The following is a 23,824-nucleotide window of genomic DNA, read 5'->3' as shown; positions in this document are numbered from 1 at the left end:
TCTCAAGACAAGGAAATTTTTCCAGGAGGAACCAATGAAAAAGATCGTACTCGGCCTTGCGGCCCTTGGACTGGCCGTGTCGGCGGCACAGGCGCAGACCTATCCGCAGCGGCCGATCACCATGATCGTGCCCTTCGCAGCGGGTGGCCCGACGGACGTGATCGCCCGCATCGTCGGCGATCACATGTCCCGCACGCTCGGCCAGCAGATCGTGATCGAGAACGTGGCGGGCGCCGGCGGCACCACAGGCATCACCCGCGCGGCGCAGTCGCAGCCGGACGGCTACACCATCATGATGGGCCACATGGGCACGCATGGCGCTGCGCCCGCGCTCTATCCGAGCCTGAAATACGACCCGACGAAGGACTTCGCGCCCATTGGGCTCGCGGCCGGCACCCCCATCATCATCGTGGCGAAGAAGGATTTTCCCGCGAAGGATCTGAAGGGTTTCGTCGATTACATGAAGGCCAACGGTGAGAAGGTGAACATGGCCCATGCAGGCGTGGGCTCAGTCTCCCACATGACCGGCATCTTCTTCAGCTCGGTCATCAAGACCAAGCCGACCATGGTGACCTATCGCGGCACGGGGCCAGCCCTCAACGACCTGATGGCGAACTCGGTCGACTACATGACCGACCAGATCGTCAACGTCGCGCCGCAGATCCAGGGCGGCACCATCAAGGCCTTCGCCATCGCGACGCCTGAGCGCTCGCCCGCCCTGCCGAACCTGCCGACCACCAAGGAAGCCGGTCTCGACGGTTTCGAGGTCAGCGCTTGGAACGCGGTCTTCGCGCCCAAGGGCACCTCGCCGGAGATCGTCAAGAAGCTCAACGATGCGCTGGTCAAGGCTTTGGACGACGAGAACACCAAGAAGCGTCTGCTCGACCTCGGCGGCGTGATCCCGACCGGCGCCGAGCGCACCCCGGCAGCGCTGCAGAAACTCGTCGAGAGCGAGGTCGCCCGCTGGACCCCGGTCCTCAAAGCGGCGGGAGCCACGGCGGAATAAGGCTTTTTCCGGCTTTTCCGGACAAGGGTGGCGGGCCCCACGGCCCGCCATTCGCTTTTGAGAGCCCGCGGCGACAAAGAAGCCTTGAAATTGATCGCCGAGGCGATTACACCCTGCCGCGAGTGCAGCCGTAGCTCAGTTGGTTAGAGCACCAGATTGTGGATCTGGGGGTCCCCCGTTCGAGCCGGGGCGGCTGTACCATATAAAATAAGGGTTTTGGCCGAGTGAGCCCTAGCCCTGCTTCTTAGGAAGTGAAATTGGGAAGCATATGGGAAGCAGAGCTTCCAAGCTCCCCTGGTTACCTCGATAGTTATCATTTCCTACAGTCGGCTCATGCGGTTGAGTCGCATATAGGCCCTGCAGTGTTGTTGGGGATCCTTTTCGAGGGTTAGTTCATGCCTGCAATCGACAAGCGAATCCTCAACTAGAGCTTCACTTCCACGCCCAAGGCCATCAGCACAGAGGCCTGGGATCTATGTTGAGAGCTTTCCCCTGAGCAACTCTCCTGTCACTATCAATGTGACTGCCCTGTGCGTGTCAGCCATGCCAATGCTGCCTCATCTCCTCAGGACCTGGGATATCGGACATCGCCCGAGGGACACTTCCCCAAGTTAAAGCCGCTAGATTTCATCCCAGACGAGCCGTTTCGCGGCGAGAGCAACTTCGTCGAGCGGAACGTCAGTTCCAATCTCAACCACTCTTGCCGGCTCCTGGAAGCGGAAACTCTGCACGGCCTGCACGCGGCGGCGTATCTCTTCGAGACTCATCTCGGGCCGGCGACCCAGTGCAACCTCCGGCGTGACATTCAGCTTAATGACAAGGTCCGGCGGATCAAGCTTGGCGTCGGCATAGGGTTTGGCTTCCCAAACGGCCAGGGCCCGGCAGATCCGCCAACGGGAACGCCGCCAATGGGCCAGTAGAGGACCGTCGTTGAAACCCGGAATATCCGCCTGCGCAAACCGGTCGCATACGACGATCATGCCCCGATTACGAGCCCGGGTCATTCGCCGCAGCTTACCCCTTTTTTCCAAGCTAAGGGTCAGAGCCCATGGGATGAGCGCCGCCGCACGCAAAGAACTCCGGACGCGCATCCAAAGGCGCTGATGATCGAGGCCATTATCGTCAACAGATCGCGACTTCTTTCCATTGCCAATGACCGGCGATAGGAGCCGGTGTGCGAGCCGTAGGGGCAGCCGGTAGAAGGAGCTAGGGCCGTCACCGCTGCCGAAGTAAATGGGCATCACGTCGAGCTTGACTCCGAGCCAGGAGACAAGGGTTTTCGCGAGGCTGGATTTCCCCGAGCCGTCTGATCCGAGAAGGACAATGACAGTGCCGCCTCGGGGCGAGATCCGTCGCAGCGGCACTGGGCGATGGAGGTAGCGACGGTTTACTGCATCTGCGGCCCACTGCAGTTCCCGCAGCCAGGCACGCAGTGGGGCAGCCAATGGTCCATAAGTTCGGTATCGCCGCAATGCGGGTCGGACAGCTGCTGAAAAATCGGTCAGACGATTAGATATGGCTTGATCGTCGAGCAAGCGGCGCAAAGGCTCGTCAGCGATCGAGCCGAGAAATCCGTGCGCCGTTTCACACACGGCATTGTCGTCGACGCGCTCACGCAGCCATGCGAACTCGCGATGGAAATCCGCCACGGCGCCTTTGAGTCTCCTCTTTGATCTGAGGCGCAACCGATCGCGAATGCGTTGCTTCAGGGCCGCGCGGACCAGGAGAAGCACCAGCTCGGTGGCCGGATCCGCGACATAAATGCCGTATTGGGGATCCAGGATGCGCCTAGCAAGCACCTGATGCTCCCAAGGCACACGATAACCCTTGAGATGCCGCTGCCCGAGTGTGAGCTGATAGTGAAGATGAAGATGCACGAGATGCCCGGTACCGTCATCGAAGCCGAGGTAATCTTCAACCGCGGGGTAGGCGCGTAGCGGCGGGGCTGCGAAGCGCCTGAATCCGCTCTCGGCAAGGATGCGCTGCAGATCCGAGGCACGGCGCTGATCGACCAAAACGTCAAGATCTGTGAGACCTTCCACTGCCGCGCCCAGATGCTCGTTGCTCTTCCAGTGACAATAAGCGAGATCCGCTTTGTGGAGTCGCGTAAACAGGTTCTGTACGATGGGAAGCCCCTTGGGCGGGGTCGGGAGAGTCGAATAGCTGGTTTGGGTTTGAGCTTCTACATCTGACATTGTCTCTCCATCATCTGAGAGAACGGCGTTGCAGCTTCGCTGGCATCAACGCACTGAGTGCGCGAAGCAGTGATTGTGAATCCTGCCCAAGAAAGAAGGTTGGCATAAGCCAGCACAGCAACAGGCTTATTGTGGGCGCGAGAAGCGCGATTTCAAAGAGGATCACGACCGGCGAGGTTTGTTGCTCCCGAAGCCAGCCAGCCAATGCCCAGGCACCGAAACCGAGAATTGCCGCGAGCGCAATTCCCGGTAAGTGTGCCCGGCAGAATTCCGACCCGCTCATTCCAGTCAGACGGAGACTGAGGTGCGCCATCAGAACAAAGTTGAGGCCAATGGCGGAAAACACTCCGAAAGCCACTCCGCCCAATCCCCAGAGCTGTCCAATCAATGAACCGAGGACGACCGCGCCTGCAAAGACGGCTTGTCGCCAGGCTCGAGCATAGACTGCGCCGGTCGCGCGCGCGATCGAGTCGCTTAGCTTGTAGCTGGTGCGGAACAACATCCCGAATGCTAAAATCCGAAGTGGGAAGATCACGCCGGACCACGCGGGTCCAAGCAGGACCAGTACAATTTCATCCGCGACGATCCCCACGATGACACTTGCCGGCAGGATCACCAGAGCACAGGCGGAAATGCCGCTTCGATACGCGCGGGCCAGACGCTGTGGCTCAAGCTGGACGAGCGCCATTGTGGGAAACAGTACGCGGTCCAGAACCTGGCCGACGAGAACCGCTGGCGCGGCCATCAGCTGGTAGGCGTGGGTATACAGACCCAGGGCTTGGGGACCTAGCCACCGCCCTACGACGAGATTATCCCCTTGGTTGGCGAGGTAATTTCCGATCCGGGCTAGAGTGAAGCCGCCTCCGAAGTAGAGTAACTCTTTGATGGCGCGGCGTTCCAGGAGTAGCCGCTTGGAGTGTGGTTGGCCGACCAGCAGAATGATCATACGCAAGCCCTGCTGTGTCAGATAGGCACCGACCAGTGCCCATATGCCGAAGTCAAACCAGGCAAGCACCGGAGCAACGATAACGAATCCTGCGGCGAAGGCACCGGCGTCGATAGCTGCAAGCCAGCGGAAGCGCAGGTCACGCTGGGCGAGAGCTTGAGCTACCATGGATACCCCTTGAAGAGGGAACCCAAGGGAGATTGCGCGAACGACTTCAGCCAGATCAGGAATTTGGAAAAACCGCGCGATGTATGGAGCGGCAGCCCAGACCAGACCTCCCGCAACAAAGCTGAGAAGCACAGATAGCGTGAATCCGACCCGGATATGACGCTGCTTCAACGTCGGTCGCTGCACGATCGCCGGGCCGACGCCCAGCTCGGAGAAGATGGCGCAAAAGCTGGTGACGATCAGCGCCGCTGCAAACACGCCGAATTTGCTGGGTGGCAGCAGCCTCGCCAGCATGATCAGCGCAACGAGTTGCATTAGCGCCTGAGCGCCCATGGCCAGAGAAGTCCAGACCAGGCCCAGAACGGTGCGCTCAGTCAGTCCGCGGCGCATGTTGCTCATGGCTGATTCCTGCGGTGTTCTCTGCCGGAGCGGATCGCATACTGTCTCCTTTGGTTGCTCGTCCATGGGTGGCGGATCCTTGGGTGCTTAGCATCAGAGCCCACGTATTGGCGAAGCTCTCTTTTGGGGGGCGGATAACGGAGCCCCTTGCGGCCGCTCTCTCGATGCGGCTGTCTGCTCGTTCACGAACGCTATGATAATGTCGGTGACAAGCCGCGCGTTGGACGCCAATTGCTCAGGGTCATCGTTGTGAACTTTAATGATTGGCACGCCGGCGGCCTCGAATCTCAGGCTGATCTCATCGCAGTGATCTTGGGCGTGCTGTAACACCGAGTGGTTCTGTACGAGGCTTTCCAGGCGACTGATGCGTTTCTTGCGGGAGTCCAGCCGGACGCTAACTGTCTCAAAGCTCGCTTGGACCTGTATAATCAGGTCCGGTTTTGGCGTCCTTTCGGACGTAGTATTCATGTGAAGGTCAAGCCAGAGCTCTTGCTCAGCCGCGAAGCCAATCGACCAAACGGCCTGTGCGACGCCTTGATCGAGAAGGATGATTCGATCGTCGGAACGCCTGCGCGAGACGAGGGATGCCACATACAGCCAGTTGGGAATGGATTTCTTGATGTCGGCGAGTGTCGCTTGCCGTGTGGCCAGGATGCTGCTCACGTTGGACAGCGCGCAACGCGGATGCGTGCAGAGGTAGCGCGCGATATGTGCGAGCTTTATGACAGATCGCTCGAATTTTCCGAAGCGGCGATCGAGGTCGTAGGTGGTCTCCTCAACGGTATATCGGCGTTCCAAAAGGAGGTTCGCTACAAGATGCGACAGGGTCGATTTTCCGGCACCTGGCAAGCCAAGGAACTCAACCAGCATTGCATCCCCCTGGGGCAAGTTTCGAGATTCCCTCACGCCGAGGTCTGGCAATGATATCATCCGCGCGGCTGAAACCGCAGACACTTATCCTGATCATTCGGGGTAGTGTTGGGATAATCCTAGATGGTGCGGCCGGATTAGGACATCTTTTCGCAGCAGTCAGAAAAATCAGAGAGCCTCCCTCTGCCGCACCGTCGCCTACGCCCAGCTTACCCCAAGGCTAATCTCGAACAGGCGTCCGTCGGCTTTTTGATCGACGCCGTAGTCCGCTGCATAAAGGCTCAGCCGATTGCCGTCATTCGGATCGCTGCTCAGCGCCAGCTCAAGCCCTTTGATCTTGGGCTTTGACCCGGTGATTGGATTAACATAGGTGGATGCATTCAGGGTCGTGATGGTTTCCAGCACATTGCCGTCGCGATCCATCTCGAAGATCGTTCCACGCGTGGCGCCGGACGCGATGAAGAACACATCATGGCTCGAGTCATAAGCCAATGCCTCCGCATCCGTCATCACGGACGGCAGAGTGAAGGATTTGACTAGCTGACCTGTATTGGTGAGCTCGAAGAAAGTGCGCGAGAGGCCATCCAACATGTACATATGGCCGGTGACGGGATCGAACTTGGGGTCCTCCGCGTCGGTGATCCCGAGGGCTTTGACGCTGAACTCGCCAACTTTCACGGAAGGGTTAGCCGGATCGACCCAGAAGACCTTCCTTTGATCGTCATCAGTGATGTAGAGATAGCCGTTCTTGGGATTGTAGGCGACGCCCGTCGGTTCTTTGGTGAAGCTCGTCAGGCTGTATGACTGCACATGAGTACCGTCAGGTCTGATCGCAAACAGATTGGTGGGGCTGAAGTAGGGGCTCTCGTCGTGCTCGGAATCGGCGATGAACAGAAGGTTCAAACCCGGTACATAGGCCAGCCCTGACGGGTCTCCGCTGCCGTAGCCCGTCGGATCTCCAGCTTTGTACTGGGTCGTATCATGGACCCTGACAACCGTGGCATTGATTTCGGGCGGCGCGGTGGAATCATTGTCAAAGATCGTTCCGGTGGCCGTGGCGGTACCGATCGTGGCGTTGGTAGCGGAGTTGAGCCTGAGGGTGAAGGTTTCGGTGCTTTCCGCGACGGTGTCGTCCTTGAGGTTGACCGTGATGGTCGCCGTGGTTTGTCCAGCCGCGAATGTGGTGGTTCCGGATGTGATCCCGACAAAGTCGTTTGCGGCGGTGGCGGCCCCATCGAGGGTGGAGTAACTAACCACCACGTCCTGCGTTGCTGCCGTGTCGAGGGTCAGCGTGAACGTGATTTGCGCGTTCGGTCCTTCCGTCGCGGAGGCGTTTTGCATCGTGACGACAGGCAGCACAGGAGGAGGGGCATCATTGTCGAAGATGGTCACCGGGACCGGCGCGATGCTGAGGCCGTTGTACTGGGGATCTGTGCTGGAGACGGTCAGTGTGACGTTGCTGGTCTCGGTTCCTTCCACCAAGGTATCGTCTACCGCGGTCAGCGTCACGGTCTGAGGTGTCTGCCAGTTCGTGGGTGTGAAGGTCAGCGTGGCCGGTGCGCGGTCGATATCGGCATTGCCTGTGATCGTGATTATCACATTGGCCGTAGGAGCACTGGCAAGAGCCACTCTAAACGTATCGCTTGCTCCGCCCTCCGTGACGGCGGTTGAACCACCGCTTTCCGTTACCGTCACGCCAGCCGTGGGAGCGGGCAATTCGTAGGTGACGGTGAGCCTCGGCGCGACTGTTCCTTCAGACGAATTGAAATCCCAGCCATCGGGACCGGCCGGGTTGAATGCCCAACCGTAGTTGGCGGCGCCGGCTGCCCACGCCTGCAGGCTCTGCGTAACATTGAAGCTCTGGCTGCCGAGCCCCACGGCCCCAGTAATGAGGTCGGCCGTCGCGGAGGCTTCCGTGCCATCGAACTGGATGCCATTGCCGAACGAATCCCAGGTCCAGGTCGGAAGATCCGTCCAGTTGGTCAACATGCGGTGGAGAGAGACGCCGTCGCTTGACTTGTCGGAGACCTGCAGCGTGAGTGTCGCCGAGGTGATCGTCGCCCCCAGCGGAATTTGCCCAGGGCCTGAGCCAAACAAGTTTGCGAAATACAGCAGTGCCACATTGTGCTTGCCGGCAGAGTCAACGCTGTCGACATTGAGGTCCGTCGCCGTGGCATAATCCTTTGTCGGTCGACTTTCCCGCAGCATTGTGTCGACGGTGCCGCTGTAGGTGCCCACATTTTGCTGAAAAGTGACGGTCGTCATCTTCGTCTCCAAATATCGAGGCGACAGGCCGACTACACCCGAGCCAATTTACAGGAGTGCGATACCTCTCGCCAGAAATCTTTGGGGTGATCCACCTTCTGCGCCCAATGAGCGTTTCCGCCTTCGCTGGGTGCTTTCATCGCACGGCAGATGCGCAGTCCTCACCAGCCTGCTGGACCCTTGGTTCTGCGGCGAGAGTATCAAAGTCGCGCTAAAACACATCGAAGGCCGCCGTTTGAGCGGCGGGGAGTGAGGCTTGGCGGTGCGGCTGGATGATCTGGCGAAGCAGCATTTTCCTCCAGCCTATGCGGTTACAGTAATCCGCCAGCGATTCATTGCGCCAATCGAAGTCTTTGGTCCAGACGAATTCGGGACTAACAGCTCTGAGAAATGCTGTTCGATACACATGAGCAAACACATTCCCACCCTCATGAGTGGGATCGCTTACATTGGCAAGTACATGCACCCGGCGATTGGCGCCTTCGCGAATGATATCGGCCGTGATGGCTCGATATCGGTCGAGATATTTGGACAAATCGTTGTTGCGGTACTCGGTGTCAGCAAAGTCGAAGACGGGTCGCAGCTGCAGCGTCGTAAGGTTGTACGCGCCATAAACATCGAAGAAACTCTTGAGCTCCTCCAAGTTGTCCGGGTTGATGGTGAAATTGATTCGCAGCCTCGGTAGCTTGTTCAGGGATCTTACACTCGCAAGGTCGCGCAGGGTCTCGTGATGTTTCTCGAATGAGGCCCCTCTCATCAGGCGCTCATAAGTGTCCTTGTGGACGCCATGGCTTGAGATTGTGATCTCATCTAATCCTGCGGCGGCAAGTTGGCGGATGCCGTCTGACGTGAGTAGTTGTGCATTTGTCGTGAACCCGACGAAGGGTACTTTGTGCTGCTTCGCCAGCCTGACGAGCCAAGGATAATCCTTGAAGGTCGTTGGCTCCATGGAGGCTCCGAAGTGAACCTGGATCGCCAGAGGAAATAGCATCGACGCGATGCGTTCGAGTTCTGATTTCGTGAGGCGCCCTTTGGCGTGTTCCGTTCTCCAGGTTGCGCTTGAGAAGAAACACATTCCGCAGCGCAGATTGCATGCGCCAACCGGATCAACACGCACAATGGTGTGTCGGATACGGGCAATATCGGCGAGCAGCGCAGCCCCGAACTTGATTCTTTGACCGCGGACAAGTCGGTTTATGCGATGAAGCGTCTCGGAAGTTGCCATAGCTACATCCCTTTTGATCGGAGGGAATTGAGCGTCCTCGGCTGGCGTCTTGTTGGACCGACGTCGGTTAACTGAAATACGGAAATCAGAGGGCTCTATATCGTCATCAACGGAAGCGCGGGGAAGTCGCAAAGAAGAGCACTTAGGGCCTAAAAAGGAGTATGATGGTCACAGTTGCTCCGGCGTTCCCGGCCTTGGCGTTGTGATATCCATCATATCATCCAGCGGAAATCCAAGCGCCAAGTTCTTCGACGCGTCCTTTCTGGTGATGCTCGCCTTGATGAGCTTCGGCTTGAAGAGGACCACCCACCTGTAAGAGCGACCGCGAAACGCGTGGTTACGTCGAAGTTGGCGCTGAGCGCCGCGTCCAAAGCCTTGGCGATCAGTTATCGCGCCTCACGTGCTCCGTTCGCCACCTCATAATGCACAGAACATGTCACGCCAATGCGTTGCGTGATCAGCGAGTGTGCCGTGCCATAACGCGGTATCCCGAACAGACACTTCGCGGATCGCCCTAAAATTCTGCATGGGTAATACAACTTGGTGAGTTGGCGATCTCGCGAAGGTCAGATTCGCCCTTGTAATCGCATCTCGCCGGTCTGGAGTCGATATGACGGCATCTATGCCGAAAGAGGTATTTTGGCAATGAAGCTGCTGGCTAAGCTTGTATACTCTCCTCGTCGTAACTGACTTCGAGCGTTGACGTGCCGGCTAACTAAGCATAGTTTTTTGCGCTCATGGCGGCGTTAATTCAGCCACAGATTTCCAAGTCAGACATATTTTCGAACGTTGAGAGTGCGCGCTGAGGGCTCGACAGGGCTCCCTAATTTTATCGCTAGGTGGAGGGGTCCATGTCTAGTGACATTCATTTGCGTCCCGCGCTCGCGCGAGTTCAAGAAGCTCCGCGGCCATCATTCCAACATACTTCATTTGAAGGTGCATGTAAGAGAGTGCTGGATGTTAACATCGCGGCGTTGATGCTCTTTCTCCTCCTACCTCTCATGGTGTGTATCTATGGGCTGATCAGGTTTGACTCTGGAAGGCCCATCCTGTTCAGGCAGCAGCGTGTTGGATTGGGAGGGAGGTCGTTCGCATGCCTGAAGTTTCGCACGATGACTCCGAACGCGGACAAGGTACTGCAGGAACTTCTGGAAAGATCTCCGGAGGCGCGACGTGAATGGGAGCAGAGCTTCAAGCTCAGGAACGACCCGCGTGTTACGCCACTTGGGAAATTCCTGAGAAGATCGAGTCTCGACGAACTTCCGCAACTCTTCAATGTGCTCGCAGGCGACATGAGCCTTGTTGGCCCGCGCCCGATCGTGGCCGCCGAAATGTCGCGATACGGTGAGGCACTCCCCCTCTATCTCTCTGTTAGGCCGGGTCTCACGGGGTTGTGGCAAGTCAGTGGGCGCAGCGACTGTTCTTATCCAGAACGGGTAGCGCTCGATGAGCATTATGTGCAGACCTGGAGTTTGTGGAATGATGCAAAGATAGCGCTGCGAACCATCAATGCGGTCTTGAGCAGACGGGGTAGTTTCTGACCGCTCGCGTTGGAAGTCCTTGGTAGGGACTGATCTGTTTAACTTGCCGCTGTCACGTCGCTCTGTTTGTTCAATTTCGTGGTGCTGTTTGGTTCTTGTGCGAGGATCGATACACAGGTCGGGTTCCCTAGTGCCGGCTCCTACGTCAGACGGTTGATCAGTTGCAGGAAGGCCGCAGATGCTGATGATCCAACCCTCTCAAACCCCTCCGGGCGGTCCACAAGGCGAGTGGTTTGAGCCTCCGGGACGAAGCATCGATCTCTCTAGCATTCTGGCGATGACGCGTCGCCAGATCTGGGTTTTTGTGGCGGTCACTTGTCTAAGTCTCGCAGTCGGTGTGGCTTACATTCTTCTCGCGGAACCTCAGTACACCGCGGCCTCAAGTATTCTTATCGACACGCGGGCAACTCGTGCCGTAGAGGGAGCGTCGGGGCCATCCGTGCTCGGCTCTGACAAAAGCGACAATTACATCGATAACCAGGTGGAGGTCATCAAGTCCGACTCCATCGCGCTCGCTGTCGTTCGTAAGCTCGATCTCACAAACAATCGTCTGTTTCTTCAGGACAGTTTGATGGGATTGGTCATCAAGGCCGTAACTTCCGTCCTTAATCAGTGGTTCAACTTCCCGATGCCGGCTGCTCCCACGGGCGATGCGCTGAGGATGACAGTGGTCTTGCGTCTGCAAACGGGCCTCGATGTCCACCGCGTACCGAACACAAGCGTCATCGCTGTTAATTACACTCTTTCGGATCCCGCTCTCGCTGCACGCATCGCGCAGGCTTATGCGTCTGCCTACCTTGAGAACCAGTATGCCGCGAGAGAAGACACGTCGAACCGCGCCAGGGCCTGGCTCGAGGAGCGCATTGAGGAACTCAGCAGGAAATCTCTTGAAGCTGGCCTCGCCATTCAACGTTTCCGCACGGAGAACAATCTTGTCTCAGCTGGTGGTAAGCTCATAACCGATCAGCAGCTGTCTGAGTTGAATACGCAGTTGACCCTCGCCCGTGCTGAAACCGCACGCATGCAAGCACGCTATCTGCGCATTCAGGATATTCTGGATGCGGGGCGGACAGACGCGCTAGTTGGAGCGGCACTCGAGGATACTGTCATCAACGGGTTGCGCTCAAAATTCCTTGACGCTGCCAAGCGAGAGGCCGAGATATCGTCGCGCCTTGGTCCTGATCACACGCAAGCCGTCAGTCTGCGGGAGGAAATGCGGCAATACGACAAGCTGATCTTGGCGGAGCTTAAACGCATCGCGGACAGCTATCGCAACGACTTCGAGGTTGCGAAAGCTAGGGAACAGTCCCTGAAGGACGGTCTTGCAAGTTTGGCTGGCGTCAGCGCAGCGGAGAATGTTCAAACGCTTAAACTGGGAGAGCTCGAACGTCGGGAAGAGACTCTCCGCATCCTTCATAGGAGCCTTCTGCAACGCGTCCAGGAAGCCAACCAACTCGAGTCTTTCCCGATTGCGGAGGCGCGCATTATTACCGATGCAGCGACGCCCTTGATTCCCAGTTATCCGCGCAAGGTTCTGACACTGGCGGTATCCTTGATCGGAGGTGCCATGCTGGGGGCCGGCCTTGGTCTCTTGCGCGACTTCGGCGACCACAGCTTGCGGACTGGTATGCAGATCCGCGACATCGTCGGCACGGAATTTCTCGGCAACTTGCCGCAAGTGGCTCCGGCAATGGAACGTGCCCCACCTGATCGGGTTCAGTTGGCCGAAGAGCGCGAGTTTCACTCCCCGCCGATGATGCGCTACGTCGCGCAAGCTCCGCTTTCGAGTTATGCGGAGACATTGCGCGGGGTAAAGGTTGCTGCTGATCTTTCCTTGCAAGACGGAGCGTCTAAGGTGATTGGCGTCACCTCCGTTCTGACTGACGAAGGCAAATCAACCACTGCAAAGAACTTTGCGAGCCTGTTGGCCCTGCAAGGCGCGCGCACGCTTCTTATCGACGCTGATTTGCGCAATCCAGGCCTGACGAGCGCGATAACGCCTCTTGCTGAGGGCGGGCTTGTGGAAGCGCTGCTTGCAGAGGCATCCCTCAATTCGCTGATTCTGCGGGAGACAGATACAGGCCTCCTGTTCTTGCCGGCTTCCGGAAATCGTCGATTGACCGATACAAGCAATCTTCTCACCTCGGCGCGTATGCGAGATCTACTGCGCTGGGCTCGCGAGCGGTTTGACTATGTCGTGCTCGATCTGCCACCGCTCGGGCCGGTGGTCGACGTCAGAGCCGCCGCACCATTGTTGTCGGGGTTGCTTGTCGTTGTCGAATGGGGACGGACACCGCGTAAACTCGTGCGCGAGATGGTGCTGTCGGACAAGATTATTCGCGATTGTTGTCTCGGCATCGTATTCAACAAGGTGAATACGAAGATACTTTCCAAGTACGAGCAACTCGGATCTCGGCAGCGTGAGAGCTACCGAAGATACTACTACGATGCCTGAACCGTGGTTTGACAGTGCAAGGGATCGAAACAGAGATGCCATCGGCATTCGATCAAAGAGGGATTGTTAACTTTCCGACTGGAGCCGCCGGTCGCTCTCTCTATTGCGCGAAAGCTGCCTATCTGTGTCTGGGCATCACAGTCGTACTGATCTGGTTCCCCGAACCCTTGGCGTTGCCGGGAGGGATGTCGGTCGTTACGCCTTTCATGGCCGTAGCCGTTTGCATTGCGTTCAGAGGCGCGCGGTTGAGGGCCTATCCTGTTCTTGACAGGGCGTCTACCCGCTTTGTTGCGGTTGCGCTGGCTAGCAGCGCATTCGTCCTGTTCTGGTCGAACATTTCGATTCTGAATGCGCCGGAACCGCTTCGCTCCGGAAGGGTGATCGTTACGCACTTTTCCGGCGCAGCGCTTCTCGTCCTGCTCTATGCCACTTTCACAGTGGAGCGCGCCCGCAACCTTGTGGGCCTGCTTCTGATCCTTGCGTCTGTCATCTCGGCCCTGAGCTTTGTTGCGTACTTCAATAGCACTCTGTTTGCGATTCTATTCGCGGATCGAGATAGGTCGAACGGCTTCTTCAAGCACGCAAACCAGTATGGCATGGTCCTGTCAACCGTGGCTCCCGTTGGGCTCGCGCTGGCGCTATCAAGTCAACGACGCCTGTGGTGGCTTGCCATAACCGCCGCAACAGCCTTCGGATTCATTGCGGCAGGGTCAAAGACGAATCTGCTCATATTTGCGGCAAGCTCATCTCTTTTGCTTTTGTTTGCCCCCCTCCTGGAGGAGGAGGCAGCACGGAGCGTGTTTAATTTTTTCAGAAATCTCGGGATCGGCATAGGCGTGGCGATCATTGGCTTCGCTAGCCTCATCTCCTTCAATCCTAGGGCCGTTCGTCTCCTCACCCAGTTTTTTTCGGATGAGGCCGAGGTCAAGTCTTTGCTGAGTCGAAAGGCGCTTTGGGATTACAGTTTCGAGCAGTTCTATAACAACCCGATTTTCGGCCAGGGCGCAGGCCAGATGTTGAACGTTGATTTCGGTGACGGTCCTGTACCTCACAGTCACAATGTCATCATTGATTATATGCGCATGCTCGGCGTTCCTGGATTAGCCGTCTGCCTTATCTTTCTCACGGCTGCAATCATTGTCCTGTGTTCGACAATCATGCTGGCGTACCGGGCGAAGAATGCGAGCCATAGCGATCGAATGATGGCGGTCGGGCTGGCTTTGGGAGGGTTAGCGTATATCGCCGCCAATATGTCGAGCGATTCATTCGGGCCGTCGACGAGTCCGTTTTTTTGGCTTGTAACCTACCTCGCTCTGTTCATGCGCACAGTCCTTTCCCGAGATAGCCGCGCACGTTCCGTGCGACGTCCTAGGATACCGGATGGACGCCATCGGGTATCCCAGATCAGTGCATCAAAAACTTACCAACAGAGATCGCCCTCTCTTTGATGGAGCCCAGCGCACGTTCGGGGACATACAAATGCGACAGACACCTAAGCCCGTGAACCTAGCGAGGCGCAGATACGGTCCGATTCCGCAGACAGGCGACATGAGTCTGATCCAGCACATTTTTTCAAACACCCCTCGTCCGGGGAAGATGGTGGTGAAGGCAATGCGAGCCAGGGCGCATATCTGTCACGAGGGCATGCGAATAATGAGCGAGGGAGAGCGTGTACGAAAACTTTCGCGAGGATTGTTGCATCTGATTGCATTGTCGATCGTTTGTTTACTCCCGGCCGTTCCGACCTTGGCCTCTGAGTATCGTCTCGATGTTGGTGATGTCCTCGAACTGTCTATCATGGGATCGCCTGAAGTTCGGCAGCGCATTCCGATCGATCTCAATGGCGACGCGTCGTTCCCGCTTATCGGCGAGATGCAAGTGGTTGGGATGTCTTTGCCGGAATTGCGATCCCGGGTCGGGGAGCGGTTGCCCAATTTCGTTTATAAAAATCGCAGCATCAGCAGTGGTGGAGATGCTGCTCAAATCATCGAGCCCCACGAGATTTCGCTCCGCATTCTGGAGTACCGACCAGTCTACTTGAACGGGGATATAGCCCGCCAGGGAGAGATCGCTTATCGGCCCGGCCTGACGATCAGGCAGGCGATATCTATTGCCGGCGGTTACAACATAATGGGTTCCACGGCGGGGAATTCACTCTTGGAGGTCCTTGAGCTTCAGAAGCAGCGAACCACCCTTGCAATCAATTTCGCCAAAGAAAGCGCGCGTGTCTGGCGTCTCCAGAACGTGCTTGGCCGGCAAAGTGTGCTCAATCGAAACGAGCTGCTGGCTAATCTCAATCCCGAGGTCGTGAATCAGATCATCGATCTGGAGGCGGAGCATCTGAAAACTGCACTGAATGATTACGAGGTGGAAAAAGCTAATCTGCTCAACACAATTGCGCAGGCGAAGCAAAGAATCGAAAATCTTCTGGCGCAAGCAAAAAGCGAAGAAGAAGGCGCCAAGCTTGACGCCGAGGACATGGAGAGGGTGAACGAACTGTTTAAGAAGAGTCTTGTGCCTGCCAGCCGTGTGACCGATGTGCGCCGGACGGTCCTTTTGTCCTTAAGCCGCGCTCAGCAAACGAACGCCGCGGCCGACAATGCGAAAAAGGATCGCGATGAGGCAGATGCTAAGTTGCAAAGATTGCTTCTTATTCGCCGTATCGAAGCAGCACGCGAAATGGAGGAGGCAAATGCGAGGGTGGAGTCGCTGCGAGGGGAACTTGATACGATAAAAAAGAAGGTTCTTTTGGCTGGATCGACGACGACAAGCCTTCTCAAAGCGCGAAACGCCAACATGCACATCTGGATCTTCAGAAAGAATGACCGCGACCGGTCGCGTATCGTTGCTGAGGAGGATACGGAGCTCGTCCCGGGCGATGTTGTCGAAGTGAGCCTGGGTCTCAGTGATTCCGTAGGTGTGCCCCAGGCTTTGGATGTGCCGAAATAAAGCGGCTTGGTTTTGAAAGGGGGGAACGACTCAACCGGATAGAAGGGACCGTTAGCCATGCTCCAAGCCGGGAAAAAGCATCGTATGTGCGTTATGTGCACTCATAGCTTCACCCTCGCAACCCTTTACAAGGGCCTCCTCCCGTTCCTGGAGAACCACGGCTACGAAATTCACGTCGTCGTCGGGGATCGCGAATACACAGAGTTCGATTCTGCCCTTTTCGGGAACCCTCGGATTTCGGTGCTCCCGATGAAACGTCTTCCGTCTCCGTTCGATTTGATCTCATTAGTGAGAGTGGCTCACTTCTTTTTCAGAAATAGATTCGACGTCATTCATCTCTCTACTCCTAAGGCAAGTCTTTTGGGATCTGTTGCGGCCCGTCTTACGGGGAACGGCAGGATCGTGTTCGTCAATCGGCGCCGGGTCTATGAGATGATGTCAGGTCGCAAGCGACGTTTTTATGCGGCGGTCGACCGCCTCATTTGCGGATTGTGTGATGTCGTAGTGCCCGTCAGCCGAGAAATGGGCCATCAGTTGGTCGAGGAGGGCATCTGCAGCGAAAGCCAGCTGCGGATCCTCGGATATGGCTCAAGTAACGGCATCGATACGGATCGATTTTCGCCTCGTGATGAAGCGCTGAATGCCGGTCAGGAATTGCGCCGAGAACTCGGGATTCCTGCTGATGCACCCATTCTGCTCTTCATCGGAAGAATATGTAAGGAGAAAGGCGTGGATCACCTTGTACCCGTCTTCCGACGGATCAGAGATGTCGTCCCGCACGCGCATCTGATCATTCTAGGCCCGGACGACCCGCGGGATCCGATCAGCCCTCAGTCCGAAGAAACATTTGCGACGGATCCGCAGGTGCACCGGTTCGGCTTCATAAACGATCCTCGTCCATTCTATGCATGTGCCGATGTCTTCGTTTTTCCTTCCTTCTTCGAAGGGCTGCCGAACGTGCTGTTGGAAGCAGCCGCAATGGAGAGACCTGTTGTCGGCTTTGATGTTCCTGGTGTTCGCGAAGCCGTTGAAGATGGCGTTTCAGGCTTTCTTGTTCCCTGTCGCGACGATGACGCCATGGCAGATCGTACGATCCATCTCCTGAACCACACAGAAGAGCGGCTGCGCTTGGGCCGCCAAAGTCGAGAGCGAGTCATGAGGCTTTACCGCCGGGAAGTCACTTGGGAGAACCTGCTTGCTATCCTCAACGATCTCGCAACGACGTCCATCGGTTCCATCGCCAACACTAGGTATCGACGCATTTAGCATAAGCCCAGGTGGATCTCGGGCCTATGCATAATCGGCTCGAGATCTCTGCCATCCCGAACAATGGAAGCTCAAGGGTAGGGTCGATGTTTACTCGTGCATTTGAAAGGGGTCTTCAGCCGCGCGCTCGACACGGCCGGACGGTGAGGGAACTCGGCCGCCTGTGGGTCATCGGCGTTGCCATGCTCTCAGCGGCTCCAGTTGGGGCGGCCGAATACTACGTTTCCACCACAGGTAACGACTCGAACCCCGGCACTTTGAATGCCCCTTTTAAGACGATTAACCTTGCAGTCGGGAAGCTGCAGCCTAGCGACACGGTCTATCTTCGGGGCGGTACGTACTTTGAAAGCGTCAAAGTGCATGTCAGCGGAACAAAGGACGCGCCCATCACGATCCGCTCATATCCTGGGGAAATGGCTACGATCGACTCTGGGGTTCCCGACTTTCGCCAGGTCGGCAATGGCGATTGGGAGCTCATAGATGAGTCCCTCGGCGAGTATAGATCGGTTCGCACTTTTCCGGCGGCCAATCACCCATATGCTTACATCGACGGTATCCCAGGTTACGAGAACCAAAGGGTCCTTCTCGTGCCCTACAAGGATCCGCAACCTTTTCGGGCTTCCAGTGAGACCTATGTCGAGCCGACTACCTCATTTTACATAGGTCCTGGAGTCTATTACGAGCCTTCTGATGGCAGAATTCATATTCGCCTTTCAAAAACAGCGGATCTCAAGGGGGCAGAAGCCCGGTACGGACCCGTATTCAACGCGGATCGTCCCGATCCCAGGAACTACGCCATTCTTCTCTCAATGGCCCGTCACACTCTGGATGTGGCAGGGTCATACCTGACGTTTAAAGATCTCACGATCAATCAGGCGAACAGAAGCGTTGGAATTTCTGCCAGCGTTCATGATCTTCAATTCGATGGACTTACAATTTGGAACGGCGCGAAGGGCATTGTCGCTGACGCGGACAATGTGTCCAATGTGTCGATCACCCGCTCAAAGATTTATGGTGACAATCCGTATTGGATTTTTTGGAGCGATATAAAAGACGAGCCCTATCCCGCCCAGCTTATGCGGGTGACTTCACTCGATCTTCGAGGCGGAGCTCACGATTGGGAGATTTCCTACAATCACATTCGAGGCTCAGGCCAGGATCTAGTGAGCACGAACACCAACGAGGACAGGATCTTTGTCCATCATAATCGGCTTGAGAATTGCGCCGATGATGCCTTCGAGATCGAGGGTACGATCAATGTCGGCCTGATATCGATACACGACAATTACATTTCGAACTGTCTGACCGCTGCGGCTCCGGGACAAGACACGCCGAAATTCAACGGCCCTTTGCTGTTCTACCGCAATGTTGCGTCGCTTTTGCGAAATCCCCCCATAAACCGGGCCATCGGGATCAACTCCTGGAATGGCGGCAGCCGATTCGGATTTATGGAGATGTTCAAAAACAGCGACAGCTCACGCTATTCAACGAGGAACGCACATTTTTATCACAATACCCTGATCCTGCTCGGCAGTAGCAAGGGCCGAGGCATCAACATCACACCGAAACATCCCGAAGACGGCCGGATCGCCAATAACATATTGATTACAATAAATGGTCCGGTCATGGACAAATATCGATTGGGAGAAGGTCAGGTCGTCGACGGTAATCTGTATTGGAAGCTCAACACGGTTGATAGTGAGTCTCTGGCCTGGAAATTCAACACCGTTAGACAACTTTATCAAGCGAAGGGTATTGAGGCCCAGGGTATTGGAGACACGCCGCACCGAGGAACCGATCCTCGATTGACCGGGCTTGTTTTCGACTTTCTCGATAAGGGCAACTCCGTGTGGCAGTTGACGCCCGGCAGCGAGATTCGGAGGATCACTGATTTCGCATTGTGTGCCGGAAGCCCGGCCATTGGCGCCGGGATCGACATCCCACTTCACCCGGTGCTCGGCAAACTGCCGGATAGTCACTCCTCCCGCGATATAGGTGCCATACCTTTTGGGACGCCTGCCGCCGAATACAATGCGTTTCCTTTTGTTGTCGATGCTCCTTCGCAGCCACCGAGCGGAAGGGTGGGGGGATGTGGGAGCACTTCGCTGCGTGCGCAGGATGCCGCTTCGCTAGGCCGCCCGGAGTTAAGGATGCACGTTAAATGACGCAGAAGCCTCATTGCGGCGACCTAGGCTCAGGGCCATTAATTTGAGCTGAGTTGTGATTCAGAGGCCCCTTTCGAGGAGGTTCTGAATGAGTGATGGTTTGCCCCTTGGAAGTGGTCCTCCCTGATGTATCTTGTCACAACGGCTGCGGTGCCCGAATTATCGTCAACGAAGAGGGCACGAACATGCATGATGTCTTGGAACCGATCCTCAAACCGACATTGCTCACGGATCTTCGGCCGACGCAGATCACGGTCGGCATGAGGGAGGTCGAGGAGAAGCGGCGTCGGTGGCGGGAGAAAGGCACCAAGGGGAAGAAGGGTTCTGAGTTCCTTGGCACGCATATGATACCCGTCGTCATCGGGCCGAAAGGACGGGATTACATCCTCGACCATCACCATCTCGCGCTCGCTCTACATCTCGAAAAGGTCGAGCATGTTTTCGTTTCCCCCGTGGCGGACTTGAGCGCGCTGGACAAGGAGGCGTTCTGGGTTGTGCTGGGCCACAAGAACTGGATGCATGTTTACGACAGCGACGGAAAGCTGAAGACCCACCGCGACATTCCGAAATCCATCGAAGGGCTTGTTGACGATCCCTATCGTTCGCTTGCGGGAGAGCTGCGGCGAATAGGCGGGTACGCCAAGGACACGACGCTCTACAGCGAGTTTTTGTGGGCCGATTTTCTCCGCCGGAACGTGAAGAGAAAATTGGTCGAGGAGAATTTTGCGCAGGCCTCGGAACAGGCGCTCGAACTCGCCAAGAGTGCTCAGGCGGAATACCTGCCGGGCTGGTGCGGGCCGCACAGTTCCGACTAGTCACTCAACTGTCGGCAATGTCCCGGCGATCCGAAGGCGCATTCGAGAGCGTGGCGATCCCATTTCGCCGTGTCCGCGGCGGCTTGATAGGTGGATTGCAGAAACGCCATCAGCGCGTCGTCCGGCGAGGTATCGAGTCTCACCGCGTCATAGGGCAGAATGAACTCTCCCAATTGCGGATTGAACGAAGCGGCCGAAGGCAGGATCGCGCGGTCGCGGAATCCGGGCGGTTCGGGATAGGCATATGAATAGAACGCCGCCTGCGGAAACGTTGCATTGCCCGGCCAGAACCCGGCGCTGCTGACCTCGTGTGAATAGGCTTCCCGCGCCACGTCGTCCGGGAGATTTGGGACGCCGCCGGGATGAGGCGGGGCCGTGCGCCCTGAAAAGCGCGTCACGGCGAGATCGAAACTGCCCCAGAAGAAATGGACCGGGCTGCACTTTCCGATAAAGCCGGTGCGGAAGCGTTTGAGCACCCGATCTACTTGAACCAGAGCGCGCCAGAAACGTTGCGCCGCATCGGCGTCGTAGGCTCGGTGCACATGGTCGTCGGGGAAGGGGATCGCGTCTGCGATCTCGTTCGGCATCGGATCGATGGCGATGGGAAGGCCGATATCGTCCAGCGTCGAGAAGACGGCGCGATAGAAAGCGCTGATGGGCTGGGCTTTAAGCGGAATCGCGCGGCGGTCGCCCCGGCTCGTGCGGAAATGAAGCTGCTGCGAGAGAAAGTCGAACTCGATTTCGAGAACGGTTCCGTCGACATAGATCGGCGATGTCGCGAGTCCCACGGCGGAGACGTAAAGCGTGACGTGCCAGGAATGGTTGAGCCAGGGCGTGCGCGCCAGACGGATCTTGCCGACGATCTGCGTCATGAGCTGCAGCGTCGTTGCCGTGTCGTTCCACTCGCCATAAGGCAGCGCCGGCCACAACTCGGTCGCGCCAGTCGAAGTATGTTTGACGTTCATGTGCTTGCGCCGGGTTAGAGCGTGCCGAGGAGGGCAGGCCTCTCGGAAATGGGGCGAGGACACAGCGCATCAAGCGCTCATCACTCCATCGCGCGCGCATGAAAAAGCCCGGTGTTTCCACCGGGCTTCCAAAAAGTTTGTTTCGGCAGAGTCGCGATTAGTTGAACTTGTAGTTCACGCCTGCGCGGAGGACGCCGAATTCGGTGTCGCGGCGGCCGCTGTAGCGCTCACCGAGAGCGTAGTTGCTCTTGGTGTCGAGGTTGACATAGAGGCCCTCGACCTTGGCGGTGATGTTGTCCGAGACAGCGTATTCAGCGCCGGCGCCGAGCGTCCAGCCGCCGTTGGTGCCGCCGTCGCGACGATAGCCGAGGAGCTGGTCATAGGAGTTGTTGCCGCCGACGTCGCCATAAGCGAAACCGCCGGTGCCGTAGATGAGCGCGCGGTCGAAGGCGACGCCGAGACGGGCGCGGATGGTGCCGAAGTAGCCATCCGAGTTGCCCGGATAATAGGCCCTGCCGTAGGAAGCGCCCTTGTTGCCGACCGAGGCATACTGAATGTCGGTTTCGGCGCCGAGCACGAACATGCCGAACTGGTAGTTATAGCCGAGCTGTCCACCGCCGACGAAACCGCCCTTCTTGCTGCTGCCGACATAACCGAAAGCCGGGTCATAGTAGCGGCTCGTGCCAGTGCTCCAGCCGTAGCCGGCATTCGCGCCTACATAGAAGCCGGTCCAAGTGAAGGCCGGGACTGCCGCGTAAACCGGCGCCGGGCCACGGCGCGAGGGGAGGTCAGCCGCCTGGGCGGTTGAGGCGGCGACGACGAGAGCTGCGGTTCCAGCGAGCAATCCGAGAAGAGAGGTGCGCATAACTATTTTCCGTTCATAAAGGACACAAAGAGCACGAGGTCTCATGGGTCTGGCGGAGTATTTATGAGGGATGGGCAAGTCATGCAACATAATTGCTATAACGTGATACTCGTATGATTGATGATTTATGAATGTTTACTTTCCATAAACCATGAAGGGGTGGTTGAATTGACCTCAATATGGATCTCATGCGCAGATGGGTAACGCTTTATTGGCCTCCTGACCAAGGCGAGAGACAACCGAAACTTGGCCCTGCCTGGAAAGGCAGGGCTCTTTCGTTTTTGGGCCCGGCTCCTCAGGGATCCAGGCGCGCCAGGTCCTCGGCGAGGCGGGCAATTCTCTCCACGTCCGCACTCATCTCGGCTGTCTTTGTGTGAAGGTCCGCGATGGGGAACCAGCGCGCCTCGAGCGCATCGTCCGCGGCTTTCGGCACGCCGCCGCGCGACGCGCAACGCACCGCGATCAGGATGAAATGCTGGCTCGGTTCGCCTGTGGGGGAGCGCTCGATGATGTCGAGGGTGGTGATGACGCCGCGTGCTTCCCCCGTGATGGAGGTTTCCTCAAAAAGCTCGCGGAGGGCGGCGGCTTCGACGGTTTCGCCGTATTCGATCTTCCCGCCGGGAAAGCCCCAGAGGCCCGCATCGGGCGGGTTCGCGCGCCGCACGAGGAGCGTCATGCCCTCGTGAACGATCACAGCGATGACGGCGGGGATGGGGGAGGAGGCTTGGCCTGACATGACCAAGCCTTATCGCAAGGCGCCTGTCTCCGACAGGGGATCAGCGGTCCTGACGGTGCAGGGCCGATTGCAGCGGCTCAAGGCTCTTGTGGACCAACCGCGCGGTGGTTTCCGTGATGTCCTTCCAATGCGCGGAGGCCGTCTCGTAGGCTTCCCGGACGCCGCTCGTCTGCGCCAGGATCGCCTCCGAGAGGCGGGGCGCGTTCAGCGTGCGCCGCCATGTGTCGAGGACCGCATGCCCCTGGGCCTGCAGCGCGTCGAGGATCTTCTCGTTAAGTTCAAGAGCCCCGCGCGCCGCTTCGCTCACGCTCGCGCGCAGGACCTCGTTGGGGTCCTTTGCGGAAGCCTGAGCGGTCTCGGCGGCAGGAGGCGGCTCGACCGCCCTCACCGTTTCCCTTGCCTCGGCGAGGGCGGCCGGCTTGGGGGTCTTAGACTTTCGCACGCTCTTCGTACTCGTCCTGGCTCCGGCCTTCTTGGCGTCCGCCATGCATGCCTCCTCGCGAAGGTTTTTGGATCGGGCTTACTTCTTCGAGCCGGGCTGCTTCACGGCGGCCTGAGCCATGGCGCCGAGTTCCTTCATCTGGGTCTGCATCGCCTCGAACTGCGAGCGGACGAACTCGGCCTGATACTGCATGGCCTCCTGCACGTCCTTGGCGCGAACGAGCTTCTGCGCCAGGTCGAAGGCGGCGGCGATGTTCTGCTCGGCGTAAGAGAAGCTCTTGCGCGTCACATCCTTGGCGCTGGCCTGCGCCGTAGTGGCCGAGCCTTCGAATGTGTCGACGGTCTTCTGGGCGGCGCCCATGAAGCCATCGACGGCCTTGCGGGCCTGCTCGACGCTCTTCTCGGCGAAGTCGCGCATCTCAGTGGGGATCTCGTAACCGGGGGTCGGATTCGTTGCCATCGAACACTCCTTTTCGGCAATTGTGCAGTGCAATATCACATTGTGCACCGCAAAACAACTCGAGGCCTCAAGATTAAGGTTACTATAAAGTA

Annotated in this window: 17 protein-coding genes, 1 tRNA gene and 1 pseudogene; 9 read left to right on the top strand and 10 right to left on the bottom strand. The window is 57.5% G+C overall.

The genetic code is table 11. The features are described from left to right. Positions 1-34 precede the first annotated feature (34 nt). Together HB375_RS15945 and HB375_RS15940 are read left to right on the top strand one after the other, a co-directional pair. Entirely contained in the window at positions 35-1,006 is a 972-nt protein-coding gene (locus tag HB375_RS15945) for a tripartite tricarboxylate transporter substrate binding protein BugD (RefSeq protein WP_167674006.1), read from the top strand. 124 nt (positions 1,007-1,130) lie between these two features. Next, a tRNA-His gene (locus tag HB375_RS15940) sits at positions 1,131-1,207 on the top strand. A 419-nt stretch (positions 1,208-1,626) separates the two neighbouring features. On the opposite strand, the gene HB375_RS15935 is transcribed toward HB375_RS15940, so the two are convergent. The 5 genes from HB375_RS15935 to HB375_RS15915 all read right to left on the bottom strand — a co-directional run bounded on the left by HB375_RS15935 (position 1,627) and on the right by HB375_RS15915 (position 9,074). Beyond that, on the bottom strand, positions 1,627-3,201 hold the full coding sequence (locus HB375_RS15935) for a nucleoside/nucleotide kinase family protein (protein WP_167674005.1): 1,575 nt from the start codon (positions 3,199-3,201) through the stop codon (positions 1,627-1,629). A 10-nt stretch (positions 3,202-3,211) separates the two neighbouring features. After that, positions 3,212-4,714 carry a lipopolysaccharide biosynthesis protein gene (locus HB375_RS15930; protein WP_167674086.1) on the bottom strand — a complete coding sequence of 501 codons (1,503 nt, stop codon included), beginning with the start codon at positions 4,712-4,714 and terminating at the stop codon, positions 3,212-3,214. 93 nt (positions 4,715-4,807) lie between these two features. After that, entirely contained in the window at positions 4,808-5,584 is a 777-nt protein-coding gene (locus tag HB375_RS15925) for a P-loop NTPase family protein (protein WP_167674004.1), read from the bottom strand. 198 nt (positions 5,585-5,782) lie between these two features. Beyond that, complete coding sequence (locus tag HB375_RS15920; RefSeq protein ID WP_167674003.1) at positions 5,783-7,849, bottom strand: Calx-beta domain-containing protein; 2,067 nt, start codon at positions 7,847-7,849, stop codon at positions 5,783-5,785. A 211-nt stretch (positions 7,850-8,060) separates the two neighbouring features. Then, the gene (locus HB375_RS15915) at positions 8,061-9,074 is read right to left on the bottom strand and encodes a radical SAM protein (protein ID WP_167674002.1); all 1,014 of its coding nucleotides are present in this window, start codon (positions 9,072-9,074) and stop codon (positions 8,061-8,063) included. Between the two features lie 851 nt (positions 9,075-9,925). Between HB375_RS15915 and HB375_RS15910 the strand changes: the two genes are divergently transcribed. From HB375_RS15910 to HB375_RS15880, 7 genes are all read left to right on the top strand, one after another. Beyond that, entirely contained in the window at positions 9,926-10,615 is a 690-nt protein-coding gene (locus tag HB375_RS15910) for a sugar transferase (protein WP_167674001.1), read from the top strand. A 178-nt stretch (positions 10,616-10,793) separates the two neighbouring features. Beyond that, on the top strand, positions 10,794-13,070 hold the full coding sequence (locus HB375_RS15905) for a Wzz/FepE/Etk N-terminal domain-containing protein (RefSeq protein ID WP_167674000.1): 2,277 nt from the start codon (positions 10,794-10,796) through the stop codon (positions 13,068-13,070). A gap of 35 nt (positions 13,071-13,105) precedes the next feature. Continuing rightward, positions 13,106-14,518: an O-antigen ligase family protein gene (locus HB375_RS15900; RefSeq protein WP_167673999.1), complete on the top strand. Its 1,413-nt coding sequence runs from the start codon at positions 13,106-13,108 to the stop codon at positions 14,516-14,518. A 100-nt stretch (positions 14,519-14,618) separates the two neighbouring features. Further along, positions 14,619-16,019 (top strand): polysaccharide biosynthesis/export family protein, encoded by a 1,401-nt coding sequence (locus HB375_RS15895; RefSeq protein ID WP_167673998.1) that lies wholly within the window; start codon positions 14,619-14,621, stop codon positions 16,017-16,019. A 57-nt stretch (positions 16,020-16,076) separates the two neighbouring features. Next, on the top strand, positions 16,077-17,285 hold the full coding sequence (locus tag HB375_RS15890) for a glycosyltransferase (RefSeq protein WP_167673997.1): 1,209 nt from the start codon (positions 16,077-16,079) through the stop codon (positions 17,283-17,285). A gap of 86 nt (positions 17,286-17,371) precedes the next feature. Next, positions 17,372-19,450 (top strand): DUF1565 domain-containing protein, encoded by a 2,079-nt coding sequence (locus HB375_RS15885; protein WP_167673996.1) that lies wholly within the window; start codon positions 17,372-17,374, stop codon positions 19,448-19,450. A 185-nt stretch (positions 19,451-19,635) separates the two neighbouring features. Then, positions 19,636-20,265 carry a ParB-like protein gene (locus HB375_RS15880; RefSeq protein ID WP_167673995.1) on the top strand — a complete coding sequence of 210 codons (630 nt, stop codon included), beginning with the start codon at positions 19,636-19,638 and terminating at the stop codon, positions 20,263-20,265. On the opposite strand, the gene HB375_RS15875 is transcribed toward HB375_RS15880, so the two are convergent. From HB375_RS15875 to HB375_RS15855, 5 genes and pseudogenes are all read right to left on the bottom strand, one after another. Beyond that, complete coding sequence (locus tag HB375_RS15875; protein ID WP_167673994.1) at positions 20,262-21,230, bottom strand: DUF5996 family protein; 969 nt, start codon at positions 21,228-21,230, stop codon at positions 20,262-20,264. The two genes, HB375_RS15880 and HB375_RS15875, sit on opposite strands and share 4 nt — an antisense overlap. A gap of 157 nt (positions 21,231-21,387) precedes the next feature. Continuing rightward, complete coding sequence (locus HB375_RS15870; protein WP_167673993.1) at positions 21,388-22,095, bottom strand: outer membrane protein; 708 nt, start codon at positions 22,093-22,095, stop codon at positions 21,388-21,390. A 295-nt stretch (positions 22,096-22,390) separates the two neighbouring features. Further along, the gene (locus tag HB375_RS15865; RefSeq protein WP_167673992.1) at positions 22,391-22,831 is read right to left on the bottom strand and encodes an NUDIX hydrolase; all 441 of its coding nucleotides are present in this window, start codon (positions 22,829-22,831) and stop codon (positions 22,391-22,393) included. A gap of 40 nt (positions 22,832-22,871) precedes the next feature. Then, the gene (locus tag HB375_RS15860) at positions 22,872-23,318 is read right to left on the bottom strand and encodes a phasin family protein (protein WP_167673991.1); all 447 of its coding nucleotides are present in this window, start codon (positions 23,316-23,318) and stop codon (positions 22,872-22,874) included. A gap of 51 nt (positions 23,319-23,369) precedes the next feature. After that, positions 23,370-23,732, bottom strand: a pseudogene (locus HB375_RS15855) (phasin); the annotation flags it as partial. Positions 23,733-23,824: the final 92 nt, after the last annotated feature.

Origin of the sequence: Microvirga terricola, assembly GCF_011777495.1 — a bacterium.
GTDB classification, from domain to species: Bacteria; Pseudomonadota; Alphaproteobacteria; order Rhizobiales; family Beijerinckiaceae; genus Microvirga; species Microvirga terricola.
This window is presented reverse-complemented; position numbering and strand designations above follow the sequence as displayed.

Excerpts from the sequence above, each read along its gene's own strand:
- HB375_RS15935 (WP_167674005.1), bottom strand. The coding sequence starts at position 3,201 with ATGTCAGATGTAGAAGCTCAAACCCAAACCAGCTATTCGACTCTCCCG.
- HB375_RS15890 (WP_167673997.1), top strand. The coding sequence starts at position 16,077 with ATGCTCCAAGCCGGGAAAAAGCATCGTATGTGCGTTATGTGCACTCAT.
- HB375_RS15920 (WP_167674003.1), bottom strand. The coding sequence starts at position 7,849 with ATGACGACCGTCACTTTTCAGCAAAATGTGGGCACCTACAGCGGCACC.
- HB375_RS15915 (WP_167674002.1), bottom strand. The coding sequence starts at position 9,074 with ATGGCAACTTCCGAGACGCTTCATCGCATAAACCGACTTGTCCGCGGT.
- HB375_RS15945 (WP_167674006.1), top strand. The coding sequence starts at position 35 with ATGAAAAAGATCGTACTCGGCCTTGCGGCCCTTGGACTGGCCGTGTCG.
- HB375_RS15885 (WP_167673996.1), top strand. The coding sequence starts at position 17,372 with ATGTTTACTCGTGCATTTGAAAGGGGTCTTCAGCCGCGCGCTCGACAC.
- HB375_RS15910 (WP_167674001.1), top strand. The coding sequence starts at position 9,926 with ATGTCTAGTGACATTCATTTGCGTCCCGCGCTCGCGCGAGTTCAAGAA.
- HB375_RS15870 (WP_167673993.1), bottom strand. The coding sequence starts at position 22,095 with ATGCGCACCTCTCTTCTCGGATTGCTCGCTGGAACCGCAGCTCTCGTC.
- HB375_RS15860 (WP_167673991.1), bottom strand. The coding sequence starts at position 23,318 with ATGGCGGACGCCAAGAAGGCCGGAGCCAGGACGAGTACGAAGAGCGTG.
- HB375_RS15895 (WP_167673998.1), top strand. The coding sequence starts at position 14,619 with ATGAGTCTGATCCAGCACATTTTTTCAAACACCCCTCGTCCGGGGAAG.
- HB375_RS15930 (WP_167674086.1), bottom strand. The coding sequence starts at position 4,714 with ATGAGCAACATGCGCCGCGGACTGACTGAGCGCACCGTTCTGGGCCTG.
- HB375_RS15900 (WP_167673999.1), top strand. The coding sequence starts at position 13,106 with ATGCCATCGGCATTCGATCAAAGAGGGATTGTTAACTTTCCGACTGGA.
- HB375_RS15880 (WP_167673995.1), top strand. The coding sequence starts at position 19,636 with ATGCATGATGTCTTGGAACCGATCCTCAAACCGACATTGCTCACGGAT.
- HB375_RS15875 (WP_167673994.1), bottom strand. The coding sequence starts at position 21,230 with ATGAACGTCAAACATACTTCGACTGGCGCGACCGAGTTGTGGCCGGCG.
- HB375_RS15925 (WP_167674004.1), bottom strand. The coding sequence starts at position 5,584 with ATGCTGGTTGAGTTCCTTGGCTTGCCAGGTGCCGGAAAATCGACCCTG.
- HB375_RS15865 (WP_167673992.1), bottom strand. The coding sequence starts at position 22,831 with ATGTCAGGCCAAGCCTCCTCCCCCATCCCCGCCGTCATCGCTGTGATC.
- HB375_RS15905 (WP_167674000.1), top strand. The coding sequence starts at position 10,794 with ATGCTGATGATCCAACCCTCTCAAACCCCTCCGGGCGGTCCACAAGGC.